Raw genomic sequence first — 12,028 nt, 5'->3', positions numbered from 1 at the left:
CTGAACCTGGCCTCAAGAGTATCTATAAAAATGCCGCGTCAGAAAGTTAACCCGGATATATTATCTATTATTCAGACGCAAACAGATCCTGCCCCGTCTTGTCAGTCATCCATCCGCAGTTCGGCAAAGCTTGCCGGATGAAAGACGATCTGGACGCGCTGACCGGTCTCATCCTTGCCATAAACCTCGTAACAACCGTCATCGAGGGTGACATTGTGAACGACCCATCCCTTGGCGGTCAGTGAGGATTTCAGTTCCTCAACCGTTCGCCGTTGCGCAACCGGAACCTTGCAATCCCCATCCGCCATGACCGGAAAGGCCAAGGCAGTCAGCACGGCAGTCATGGCAATGAAACGCATTCTTTACTCCTGCATTTGCGTGGATCGCTGCAGATATAAAGGTGCGAAACTTGCAGCTCGCTTACAGCCGCCCTGCCCTCACGGGCCAATAATGCGAACCCTGGCGATCCGGCCGTTGCAACGCAGGACTGCGGTGCGCAGTCGTTCCAGCAGATGTGTCTGGACATAATTGGCGTGAAACCGTGTCGGCGCAAAAAGCGTCAGGCAACTTTCGGTCAGCTCTGCCTCAATCAGCCCGGCGAACCAGGCATCAAACAACGCCGGGTCCTCTTCGGCCAGCCGTGCACGCGCCTCAGCCCAAAGCCCCTGTGCCGGAACCGGTTCAGGTCGATGCAACGGCACGACATTGCTGGACGGTTCGCTTGGTTTGCCCCCTACCCGTTCGACAAAGTCTGGCCCGATATTCGGCCATTCTCCCCGGGTATCCAGCAAAATACGTTCCAGATTAAGACTCAGGACCGAAACCCGGCCCCGCGCGCCGTGCTGCTTAATTTCGATCCAGCCAAGCGTACGCAGCTTGGCCATCTCTCGTTTGACGGTTCGTTCGTCAACACACCAAAGCCGCGCGATTTCACGCTGACCAATCGTAAGCTCATCTCGTTGCCAGTTATATCTTGTGGTGATCAGGGCCATGAGTCGCAAGATCAGCCGCTGACGATGCTTGTCGCCCGCAAGGCCATGCGCCATCATGGCGGAAAGCAAATCGTATTTCTTGGCCGCGGCCTCTCGACCAACGGCGCGGATCACCTGCATCTCTGCCCCTGCCTCCGGATGTGACCGGCTGCTATTGCCCCTTAGCCCAAAGGTCCCGTCTGACGAAGAGACCCCGACAGCGGCGCCGATCTTGTGCCGATCGAAACGCTTTTCGCCATCTCTCTCGTATTTGCGTCCTGATTTCCGATTCTGTCAAGCGTCTTGCCGTCAGGGCGGTTTCCCGTCCCAATTCCGAAAGGAAAAATCGGTATCATTGGTATTGAGGGACATCCAGGGAGTCACCGAATGGCGCGATATTGTCCCCTATTCAGGCCGCTCTGCCGATCTGACGTCCCCCATTTCCGGCGTTTGCGTTGCCTCCGGACGGGCCTCCGATTCGGTTGGCGATTCGCAGGCGGGGCCTGAAAATTCCCGCATTTCCGCCTTCTTGCCTTATCAATCAAAACTGTTTTTGCCAAAAGTGCAAATCCGGCGTAAAAGCGAAACAGAAGAAAATCTGCGTCCTATAAATACAGGCATCCCATGTATACGCACGAAGACCTCGCCAGGCTGCAGGCACAATCCTTGAAGATGCAGGGCTGGATCCGGCGCCAGACCTTCAGCCCGGCCAATGAAAAGACGCTGCGCCGCTTTTCCAGCTGGGAGGTGGCCGAGCTGATCTTTCGCATCAACCAGTCGACCTTTCGCGGCAAGCTTGCCGCCGAGCCGCACCTTCCCCTCGGGGAAGTTGAGGAGGATGGTCGCCAGCGCTGGTTCTCGCTTGACGAGGTGAACGAACTGCGCCGCCGCATCCGCATCAACCGCAAATCGCTGATGCCCTGGCGGCCGCAGGGCAAGCGCGCCTTTCGGGCGGCGATTGCCAACTTTAAGGGTGGCGCCGGCAAATCGACCGTGGCGCTGCACTTTGCTCACGCTGCCGCGCTGGACGGCTATCGGGTTCTGGTGGTCGATTTCGACCCGCAGGCAACGCTGAGCCATTCGATGGGTCTGACGGATGTCGGCGAGGATCACACCGTCTGGGGCATCATGGCCCGTGACCTTGAGCGTGAAACCGACCGTATGAATGCGGTGGCTCGCGGGGCTGAGTCGGGAACGGCGCTGCCGCAACGCAAGCTGCCCGCCTCGATTCGTGACATGGGGCTGGGGATGCTGCGCCCGGCGGACTTTATCAAGCCGACCGCATGGTCCACTATTGATATCGTGCCAAGCTGCGCCAACGCCGCCTTTGTCGAGTTCGCCAGCGCCCAGTATCGGCACCTTAATCCGGAATGGACGTTCTTTGGTGCGGTGTCGCGCTTTCTCGACAGTCTCGCGGATGATGCTTACGACCTTATTCTTTTCGATTGTCCGCCGGCGATTGGCTATCAGTCAATGAACGCGGTCTTTGCTGCCGACATGCTTTATATCCCCTCGGGGCCGGGCTATTGGGAGTATGACTCGACCACCAGCTTTATCGGACAGCTATCCGAGGCGCTGGAGGATCTGTCGCATGGTTTCGAAAACTTCCCCACGGGGAAGATCCGGTTGCCGAAAGCCTTTGCCGATATCCGGTTCCTGATGACGCGGTTCGAGCCGTCGAATGAACTGCATCAGGCGATGTATGGCGCGTTCAAGCAGGTGTTCGGCGAGCATATGGCAGAGCATCCGATCGAACTGACGCGCGCGGTCGAGCAGTCCGGCCGTTTCCTGTCCTCGATCTACGAGATTGATTATCGTGAGATGACGCGCGGAACCTGGCGGCGGGCGCGGGCGACCTTTGATCAGGCTTATGAGGAATTCAAATCCCGTCTCGTTGCCGCCTGGGACAAGCTGGAGGGTGAGGCATGAGCCGCAAACGTCGCATGTTCGAAATCGAAATGCCGGAAGAGCCGGCCGAGGCCACGCCCGAAACCTTCCCCGCGGGGAAGGAGGAGCGTGAACAGCGCCGGGGGCCAATGGCCACCGCAATCGCGGAAACCGTTGAATCCAGTAGAGATCGCGCCCGTCTGGAGGCTCAGATCCGCGCCGAAAACGATGCTTTGGCACAGGAACATGTGCGGCTGAAACGCGCCGGTTTGATCACCGATATGATCCCGCTGGACGCGATTGATACCCGGAAACTGATCCGGGACCGCGCGCCGGGACCGGATTATGAGCTGCCCGAATTGGTGGAATCTATCCGTGATATCGGGCTTTCAAACCCGATCAGGGTCGAGCCGGCCGAGGGTGGCCGCTACGAGCTGATCCAGGGTTGGCGGCGGCTGTCGGCCTATCGGCTGTTGCTGGAGGAGACGGGCGATACCGAGAAATGGGGTCGGATTCCGGCCGGAATCGCCGCACGCGGCGATGAGCTTGAGCAGCTTTACCGGCGCATGGTTGATGAAAACATGGTGCGCAAGGACATCTCTTTTGCCGAGATGGCCCAGCTTGCGCTGCATTATGCCATGGACCCGCAGACCGAGGAACATGACCCCGAGAAGGCTGTTGCGATCCTGTTCAAATCGGCAGGCTATCAAAAGCGCAGCTATATCCGCAGCTTTATCCGCCTGATCGAGGCGCTTGGCGAAACGCTGATGTATGCACCCGAAATCCCCCGCGCTTTGGGGTTGGCATTAGCGCAGCGGCTGGACGAAGTGCCGGGCACAGCAGCGGCAATCCGGGCCGAACTGAAGGGCTGGGATACGCGCTCGATCAAGGATGAACTCGACGTTTTGCGCCGCTATGCGGGGCAGGGGGATGACAGCGAAACTGCTGCGGCAAAGCCGCGCAGCGCCACCGCGGCCACTCCGTCGGGCAAGGCGCGCATCAGCTTTCAAATCCAGCGTCCACAGGGCAGCGCGAAGTGCACCGCCTCGAACGGGCGGCTGGAGATCCGCCTGCCACGCGACTTTTCGGCGGTGGACCGGCGCAAGCTTGAGGCGGCGGTGAGATCGCTGCTTGAGGGGCTTGACTGACCTTCCCCACGGGGAAGGTTTCGCCCTGGGGAAGGGAGCGCAGAACGGGGCGGACAGAGGTATCGGAAGGGGGTAAAACAGCCCTCTTCCAGTGATCCGCAAAATGGGGATATTCTGCGGATAAGAGCTTTTGCAGGTCAGAAAACATGCCATCCGCTTCGGACACAGATTATCACGAAAAACCACCTTTGCACGAGCTTTTTGATGTCGGGGCTTGGTTTTCTGCCGAGAGTGCTCTGGCGGCGGATCTGGCCCGCGCAGCCTTTGCTCTGGGGCGGCTGGAAGGCATGCTGATGGCGATGGAGCCTGAGTTGCGGGCCGGGGCCAATCGGCGTTTGGCGCTGATCGAAGCCGAGGCGATGCTATGGGCGCAGGGCTCTCCGCTACGGCGGGAAGAGATCGGGCGCGATCTGATGGAGGCGCGGGCCGGCGCCGATCTGGAGGCGATGCGGCTGGCGCGCTGGAGCATCCGGCGGCTGGAAGGGCAGGGGGATCCGCGCGACCTGCGCGCATTTCTCGGGCTGCACCGGGCCGAGGTCTCGGGGCTGGATGACCTGCTGGCGGCGCGTCCCACAGGTCATGACTTCGATGCTGCCGCCGCAGAGTTCCGCACACTGGCCGGTGAACTGGCCGATCTGACGCCGGTGGCGCGGGCCCCTGCACTGCGGGTGCTGTGGCGTCTTTGCGATCTTTCCGCGCCCGAGGTGCTGGCCGAGCCCGCGACATGGACGGCGCGGGATATGGCCGAGGGGTGCGAGGGGTTGCGCTTTGTCCCGCTTGGCCGTCATGGGCGCGGGGTCTGGATCGACGGCGGCACCCCGGCCGAGCGGATGGCGCGGCATCTGGCGGCGGTCACTGCGGGGATCGAGGACGCCCGCCATGAGCTGGCGCGGGTCATCGAATGGCAGGCCCGGGCACTGGCGGCGATGGCAGGGGTCAAGGGCGACAATCCGGCCCGGGTGATCCGGGCGCTGGCCGCGCATCCGCTGCTGAGCGCGGCGATGCTTGAGGATAGCGCCGGGATCAGCCGTGACACAGCCGAGCGGATGCTGGCGCGCATGAAATCCCTGGGTCTTGCGCGCGAGATCACAGGCGGGCGGCGGTTCCGGCTGTGGATGCTGGCTGGCTGAGCGCGTCACGGCGAAAGGCGGCGGGTGTCGTTCCAGCGATCTTGAGAAAGGCGCGATGAAAGGCGCTGGGTTCGCCATAACCCAGCCGGGCAGCGATCTCGGCCACGCTCAGGTCAGTGTCGCGCAGAAATTCCCGGGCGCGCATCAGGCGGATCTCGGCCCGGATGGTGGCATAACCCTGACCCTCGCGCCGCAGCCTTCGGCGCAGGGTCGCGGGCGACAGGCGCAGATCGGCGGCGAGCGTGTCAAAATCCGGCCAGTCCCCGGGGGCAAGCGCACGCAGCCTTGCCCGGATGCGTGCCGACAACCCCTGATCGTGGCGATAACGCAAAAGGATATTTGCCGGCGCGCCGCGCAGAAAGCCCGCCAGCGCCTTTTCGCTGCGGATCGTCGGCAGCGACAGGTAGCTTGCCGCAAAGGTCAGCCGGCTGACGGGCCGGTCAAAATGAACCGGAGCGCCGAAGAACTGGTGATAGTCGCGGCGGTTCTCGGGTGCAGGGCAGGCGAAATCGACCTGCATCAGCGGGATGCGGCGACCGATCAGCCAGCACATTACCCCCAGCAGGATCAGCCAATAGGTGCGATAGGCAAAGGCGCGGCGCGGCGGGCCGCTGTCATTGAGCAGGATCTCGGCCTGGCCTTCGCGCAAGCGCAGCTCTCCGACCGGGTCGTCAAGCACGACGGCGAGGAATTTCAGCGCCCGGCGTAGCGCGTGCTCAAGCGTTTCGGCGTGCAGCACCGCCTGGCACAGCAGCTGGAAGCTGCCGGGGCGCATCGGGCGGGCGGCCTCGTCAAAGAACTCGTCCTGGATCAGATCGGCGATAGCGAGCCACAGCTTGCCGTATTGCAGGTTCGAGACCGGCTCGCCCGCAGTCCCGATCCCTGCGCGCGCAAGCAGGGGCTGCGGGTCAAGCCCGCGGCGGCGCAGACAGTCCAGCGCGTCCTCGACAAAACCCGGGGTGATCCTGCGCCGTTCCATGTCACCATATTGCAAAACCGATCACCTATTCTGGCCGCTAATGTCATTGTTTGCAATGCGCCTGACGCTAAGCTGACGCCAGACTCAGGAGAGCCGCCACCGGCGGAGAGTTAGAGGAGGAGAGATATGTCTGCGACGACCCTGACCCGGGCGCGTCCCGGTTATCATGATGCTGTGGCGCGGTTCCGGATCGAAGATGCCATGGCCGGGCTGCGTGGCGATCTTGAGACCGGGCTGAATGCCTGTGTCGAATGCTGCGACCGGCATTGTGGCGTGAATCGGGTGGCGCTGCGCTGCCTGTCGGCGGATGAGACGCTGACCGAATACACCTTTGAAGAACTGCGCGACATGTCGGCGCGGGTGGCGAACCTGTTCTCGGACAAGGGTATCCGGCCGGGCGATGTGGTGGCGGGGCTGTTGCCGCGCACCGTCGATCTGGTTGCTGTGGTTCTGGGCGCCTGGCGTCTGGGTGCGGTGTATCAGCCGCTGTTCACCGCCTTTGGTCCCAAGGCAATCGAGCATCGGCTAAAGACCAGCGGCGCCAAGCTGGTGGTGACGAATACCGCCCAACGGCCCAAGCTGGATGAGGTCGAGGATTGCCCCCTGGTCGCCACGGTTCGCGCAGATGAAGAAAAGCTGGCCCCCGAGGACATTGATTTCCGCGATGCGCTGAGCACAGCCTCGGCCGGGTTCGAGCCGGTGATGCGGCGCGGCGAGGATCTGTTCATGATGATGTCCACCTCGGGCACCACCGGCCTGCCGAAAGGGGTGCCGGTGCCGTTGCGGGCTCTGCTGGCCTTTGGCGCCTATATGCGCGATGCGGTCGATCTGCGCGAAGAGGATGTTTTCTGGAACATCGCCGATCCGGGCTGGGCTTACGGGCTTTACTATGCGCTGACCGGGCCGCTGCTTTTGGGTCAGCCGACGATCTTTTACGAGGGCGGTTTCACCGCCGAGACCACCTGTCGCATCATCCGGCGCATGGGCGTGACAAGCCTTGCCGGGTCGCCGACAGCCTATCGGCTGCTGACCGCGGCGGGGCCAGAGGCTGCGGCAGAGATCAAGGGCCAGCTGCGGGTCGTGAGTTCGGCCGGCGAGCCGCTGAACCCCGAAATCATCCGCTGGTTTGCCGAACATCTGTCGGTGCCGATCCACGACCATTACGGCCAGACCGAAATGGGCATGTGCGTGAACAACCATCACGGGCTGGATCATCCCGTGCGCCCCGGTTCGGCCGGGCTGGCGATGCCGGGCTATCGTGTGGTGGTGCTGGATGACGAGGGCAACGAGCTTGGCCCGAACCAGCCGGGCGTGCTGGCGATCGACATGAAGCGTTCGCCCCTGATGTGGTTCTCGGGCTATCTGAACCAGGCGACGCCCGCCCTTGCCGGCGGATATTACCGCACCGGCGATTCCGTCGAGTTCGAACCGGACGGGTCGATCAGCTTTATCGGACGCTCGGACGATGTCATCACCTCTTCGGGCTATCGCATCGGGCCTTTCGATGTTGAAAGCGCGCTGATCGAACATCCGGCGGTGGTCGAAGCGGCGGTCGTCGGCGTGCCCGACCCCGAACGAACCGAACTGGTCAAGGCGTTTGTTGTTCTGGCCAAGGGCGTCGAGGGGTCCGATGCCCTGAGCGAAGAGCTGGCGCAGCATGTCAAGAAACGCTTGTCGGCCCATGCCTATCCCCGGATGATTGATTTCGTCGAGGATCTGCCCAAGACGCCAAGCGGCAAGATCCAGCGCTTTATCCTGCGCAAGGCTGAAGTCGAGAAACTGGCCCGGAATTAAGGACGCATCATGCAGATCGAGAACAAGGTATTTCTGATCACCGGCGCGGGCTCGGGTCTGGGCGCGGCGGTGGCCCGTATGGCCGTTGCGGCGCGCGCGCGGGCCGTGCTTCTGGACGTGAACGCCGAGGCGGGCGCAGCCATGGCGGCAGAGCTGGGCGAGGCCGTGCGGTTTGTGCGCACCGACGTGACCAGCGCCCCGGACGGCGAGGCCGCGCTGGCGGCGGCGCTTGCGGCTTTTGGCCGTGTGGACGTTGCGGTGAACTGCGCTGGTATCGCGCCGGGTGAAAAGATCGTCGGGCGCGAGGGTCCGCATGCGCTTGATAGCTTTGCCCGTGCGATCCAGATCAACCTGATCGGTACCTTCAACATCCTGCGGCTGGCCGCCGGTGCCATGGCGAAGAATGCGCCGGGCGAGGGGGGTGAGCGCGGCGTGATCGTCAACACCGCCTCGATTGCCGCATTTGACGGGCAGATCGGGCAGGCAGCCTATGCGGCCTCGAAAGGCGGGGTCGCTGCGCTGACCCTGCCGGCGGCACGGGAACTGGCGCGGCATGGTATCCGGGTCGTGACCATCGCGCCGGGAATCTTTGCCACCCCGATGATGTCCGGTCTGCCGCAGGAGGTGCAGGACAGTCTGGGCGGTACGGTGCCTTTCCCGCCGCGCCTGGGCAATCCGGCCGAATATGCGGCGCTGGTGCGCCATATCGTCGAAAACCAGATGCTGAACGGCGAGGTCATCCGGCTGGATGGCGCGCTGCGCATGGCGCCGAAATAAGGGAGAGACATCATGAGCACCGATCCGATTGTCATCGTTGGTCTGGCCCGCACGCCAATGGGCGGGTTTCAGGGCGATTTCGCCTCGGTCGAGGCGGCGTCGCTGGGCGCGACCGCGATCAGGGCGGCGCTGGGCGGGCTGGACCCGCAGGCGGTGGATGAGATCATCATGGGCTGTGTGCTGCCTGCCGGTCAGGGTCAGGCCCCGGCCCGGCAAGCGGCACTCGGCGCGGGTCTGCCCCTGGGCGCGGGCGCGACGACCGTGAACAAGATGTGCGGCTCGGGCATGAAAGCGGCAATGCTGGCCCATGACCTGATCCTTGCCGGATCGGCCGATGTCGTGGTTGCGGGCGGGATGGAGAGCATGTCGAACGCGCCCTACCTGCTGCCCAAGGCCCGCTCGGGCTATCGCATGGGCCATGGCCAGGTCATGGACCATATGTTTCTGGACGGTCTTGAGGACGCCTACGACAAAGGCCGCCTGATGGGCACCTTTGCCGAGGATTGTGCCGAGGCTTATCAGTTCACGCGTGAGGCGCAGGACGAATTCGCCATCAGCTCGCTGAGGCGGGCGCAGCAGGCAATCTCTGCCGGGCATTTCCGGGCCGAGATCGCGCCGGTCACGGTCAGGACCCGCAGCGGCGAAACCGTGGTCGATACGGATGAACAGCCGGGCAAGGCGCGGCTTGACAAGATCCCCACGCTGAAGCCCGCCTTTCGCAATGGGGGGACGGTGACGGCGGCGAACAGCTCGTCAATCTCGGACGGGGCGGCGGCGCTGGTGCTGATGCGCGCCTCGGAGGCCGGGCGGCGTGGCCTGACACCGCGCGCCCGCATCCTTGGGCACGCGACCTTTGCCGGCAAGCCGAACCTGTTCCCGACCGCGCCGATCGGTGCAATCCGCCGGCTGGCCGAGCGGACCGGGACCGCGCCTGGTGATTACGATCTTTTCGAGATCAATGAGGCTTTTGCCGTGGTTGCCATGGCGGCGATGCGCGACCTGGATCTGCCCCATGACAAGGTGAACGTGCATGGCGGAGCCTGCGCGCTGGGCCATCCGATCGGGGCTTCGGGCGCGCGGGTGCTGGTCACGCTGCTCGCGGCGCTGGAAACGCACGGGCTGGCGCGCGGTATCGCCTCGCTTTGTATCGGCGGCGGTGAAGCGACGGCGGTCGCGATCGAAAGGATGCAATGATGCTGACCGAGGAACAGGAACAGATCCGCGACGCTGCCCGGCAATTCGCGCAAGAGCGGCTGGCCCCCGGCGCGGCGCGGCGCGACCGTGAGCATGCCTTTCCGCGCGCCGAACTGACCGAGATGGGCGAGCTGGGCTTTCTGGGGATGCTGGTGCCCGAGGCGCATGGCGGCTCGGAAACCGGCATGGTCGCCTATGCCCTTGCGCTGGAAGAGATTGCAGCGGCGGACGGGGCATGCTCGACCATCATGTCAGTGCATAGCTCGGTTGGCTGCGTGCCGATCCTGCGCTTTGGCACGGATGATCAAAAGGCGCGCTTTCTGCCCCGGATGGCCAGTGGCGAGTGGATCGGCGGCTTTGCCCTGACCGAGCCTCATGCCGGGTCGGACGCCTCTAACCTGCGCACCAGGGCGCGGCGCGAAGGCGATCATTACGTCATTGACGGGGCCAAGCAGTTCATCACCTCGGGCAAGAACGGCAATGTGGTGATCGTCTTTGCCGTCACCGATCCGGCGGCGGGCAAAAAGGGGATCTCGGCCTTTATCGTGCCGACCGACACGCCGGGCTACGAGGTGGTCTCGGTCGAGCATAAGCTGGGCCAGCATTCCTCGGATACCTGCGCGCTGTCCTTTACCGATATGCGCGTACCGGCCGAGAATCGTCTGGGCGAAGAGGGCGAGGGCTACCGCATCGCACTGTCGAACCTGGAAGGCGGGCGCATCGGCATCGCCGCTCAGGCGGTCGGAATGGCGCGCGGCGCATATGAGGCGGCGCTGGCCTATGCGCGCGAACGCATCACCTTTGGCCGGCCGATCATCGAGCATCAGGCGATCGCTTTTCGGCTGGCCGATATGGCGACCCAGATCGAGGCGGCCCGGCTGATGGTGCTGCGTGCGGCCAAGCTGCGCGAGGCGGGCAAGCCCTGCCTGACCGAAGCCAGCATGGCCAAGCTTTTCGCCTCGGAAATGGCGGAAAAGGTCTGCTCGGCGGCGATCCAGATCCATGGCGGTTATGGCTATCTGTCCGACTATCCGGTCGAGCGCATCTATCGCGACGTGCGCGTGACCCAGATCTATGAAGGGACGAGCGAGGTCCAGCGCCTCGTCATCGCCCGTAACCTGTAGCAGAGGTGGGAATATGGCAAAGCTGATCGAGCTGACCCGAGAGGGGCGCGTGGCGCTGATCCGCCTGAACCGGCCCGAGGCGCTGAATGCGCTGAACTCGGCTCTGGCCGAGGAACTGACCGAGGCCGCACAGGCGCTTGATACTGACAGGGGCGTGGGTGCCATCGTCATCACCGGCTCGGAACGCGCCTTTGCGGCAGGGGCCGATATCTCGGAAATGGCCGGCAAGACCGCCGAAGAGATGGTCGAGGCGGATTTCTTTTCGACCTGGGACCGCTTTGCTGCCTTGCGCACGCCCAAGATCGCGGCGGTGAATGGCTATGCCCTGGGCGGCGGCTGCGAGTTGATGATGATGTGCGATTTCGCCATTGCCGGAGAGGGCGCCAAATTCGGTCAGCCCGAGGTCAAGCTGGGTGTCATCGCCGGCATGGGCGGCACGCAGCGCATGACCAAGCTGATCGGGCGGTCATTGTCGATGGACCTGCACCTGACCGGGCGGCTGATGGATGCGGCCGAGGCCCTGCGTGCCGGGCTGGTTGCGCGGGTGGTCCCTGACGATCAGGTGCTGCCCGAGGCGATGGCGGCGGCCGCCCAGGTCGCCGGTTATTCCCGTCCAGCGACCAGGCTGGCGCGCGAGGCGGTGATGCGGGCCGAGGAACTGTCGCTTGGCGAAGGTGTCGCGTGGGAGCGGCGCCTGTTCCATCGCCTGTTCGGCACTTCCGATCAGAAAGAGGGCATGCGCGCCTTTCTTGAAAAGCGCAAACCGGACTTTCACCGCGACTGACCTGTCCACACAAACGGACCAACGCCCCGCCTTTCGATATTCCGAGAGGTGGGGCTTTGCTTTTTGATTCCCTTTCACGGGGTGATTCCATGGCGATTCTGCGAGGGTCGGCTGGACCTGCCGGGGAATCATCGACGCGATTCCCTGAACACCCCCAGGGTTTCTGTCAGTCCGGCACCGCCCGGCCGGTTCCGGCCGCGGCAAAGACACCAATTTCCCCTATATTTTTCAGTTAGTTAT

Annotated in this window: 11 protein-coding genes; 8 read left to right on the top strand and 3 right to left on the bottom strand. The window is 63.5% G+C overall.

Annotation, left to right across the window (positions count from 1 at the left end; all coding sequences use genetic code 11):
* Positions 1–101 precede the first annotated feature (101 nt).
* A complete protein-coding gene (locus PARACOCCUSGL_RS20760; RefSeq protein WP_010398791.1) occupies positions 102–359 on the bottom strand; it encodes a PepSY domain-containing protein in 258 nt (85 codons plus the stop codon).
* Between the two features lie 78 nt (positions 360–437).
* Positions 438–1,112 carry a DnaA N-terminal domain-containing protein gene (locus PARACOCCUSGL_RS0116210; RefSeq protein ID WP_010398788.1) on the bottom strand — a complete coding sequence of 225 codons (675 nt, stop codon included), beginning with the start codon at positions 1,110–1,112 and terminating at the stop codon, positions 438–440.
* Positions 1,113–1,595: 483 nt separating this feature from the next.
* On the opposite strand from PARACOCCUSGL_RS0116210, the gene PARACOCCUSGL_RS0116200 reads away from it, so the two are divergent.
* From PARACOCCUSGL_RS0116200 to PARACOCCUSGL_RS0116190, 3 genes are all read left to right on the top strand, one after another.
* Positions 1,596–2,900, top strand: a complete 1,305-nt coding sequence (locus PARACOCCUSGL_RS0116200; protein ID WP_010398786.1) for an AAA family ATPase — start codon at positions 1,596–1,598, stop codon at positions 2,898–2,900.
* Positions 2,897–4,006 (top strand): ParB N-terminal domain-containing protein, encoded by a 1,110-nt coding sequence (locus tag PARACOCCUSGL_RS0116195; RefSeq protein WP_010398785.1) that lies wholly within the window; start codon positions 2,897–2,899, stop codon positions 4,004–4,006. Before PARACOCCUSGL_RS0116200 ends, PARACOCCUSGL_RS0116195 begins: the two co-directional genes overlap by 4 nt.
* Positions 4,007–4,152: 146 nt before the next feature.
* Positions 4,153–5,136: a helix-turn-helix domain-containing protein gene (locus PARACOCCUSGL_RS0116190; RefSeq protein WP_010398784.1), complete on the top strand. Its 984-nt coding sequence runs from the start codon at positions 4,153–4,155 to the stop codon at positions 5,134–5,136.
* On the opposite strand, the gene PARACOCCUSGL_RS20755 is transcribed toward PARACOCCUSGL_RS0116190, so the two are convergent.
* Positions 5,093–6,115 carry an AraC family transcriptional regulator gene (locus PARACOCCUSGL_RS20755; protein ID WP_010398783.1) on the bottom strand — a complete coding sequence of 341 codons (1,023 nt, stop codon included), beginning with the start codon at positions 6,113–6,115 and terminating at the stop codon, positions 5,093–5,095. The genes PARACOCCUSGL_RS0116190 and PARACOCCUSGL_RS20755 overlap by 44 nt on opposite strands.
* Positions 6,116–6,241: 126 nt before the next feature.
* Here PARACOCCUSGL_RS20755 and PARACOCCUSGL_RS0116180 point away from each other — a divergent pair, with 126 nt between their 5' ends.
* Genes PARACOCCUSGL_RS0116180 through PARACOCCUSGL_RS0116160 form a run of 5 tightly spaced genes read left to right on the top strand, consistent with a single transcriptional unit; the run spans position 6,242 to position 11,788 of the window.
* The gene (locus PARACOCCUSGL_RS0116180) at positions 6,242–7,909 is read left to right on the top strand and encodes an acyl-CoA synthetase (RefSeq protein WP_010398782.1); all 1,668 of its coding nucleotides are present in this window, start codon (positions 6,242–6,244) and stop codon (positions 7,907–7,909) included.
* A gap of 9 nt (positions 7,910–7,918) precedes the next feature.
* Positions 7,919–8,686, top strand: coding sequence for an SDR family NAD(P)-dependent oxidoreductase (locus tag PARACOCCUSGL_RS0116175; protein ID WP_010398781.1), 768 nt, complete (start codon positions 7,919–7,921; stop codon positions 8,684–8,686).
* Positions 8,687–8,698: 12 nt separating this feature from the next.
* The gene (locus PARACOCCUSGL_RS0116170) at positions 8,699–9,880 is read left to right on the top strand and encodes an acetyl-CoA C-acyltransferase (protein ID WP_010398780.1); all 1,182 of its coding nucleotides are present in this window, start codon (positions 8,699–8,701) and stop codon (positions 9,878–9,880) included.
* Entirely contained in the window at positions 9,877–11,004 is a 1,128-nt protein-coding gene (locus PARACOCCUSGL_RS0116165) for an acyl-CoA dehydrogenase family protein (RefSeq protein WP_010398779.1), read from the top strand. Before PARACOCCUSGL_RS0116170 ends, PARACOCCUSGL_RS0116165 begins: the two co-directional genes overlap by 4 nt.
* Positions 11,005–11,017: 13 nt before the next feature.
* On the top strand, positions 11,018–11,788 hold the full coding sequence (locus PARACOCCUSGL_RS0116160) for an enoyl-CoA hydratase-related protein (RefSeq protein ID WP_010398778.1): 771 nt from the start codon (positions 11,018–11,020) through the stop codon (positions 11,786–11,788).
* Positions 11,789–12,028: the final 240 nt, after the last annotated feature.

Origin of the sequence: Paracoccus sp. TRP (assembly GCF_000185925.1) — a bacterium.
Classification (GTDB): domain Bacteria; phylum Pseudomonadota; class Alphaproteobacteria; order Rhodobacterales; family Rhodobacteraceae; genus Paracoccus; species Paracoccus kondratievae.
Note: the sequence above shows the minus strand (reverse complement) of the source record. Positions and strands in the feature narration are given on the sequence as shown.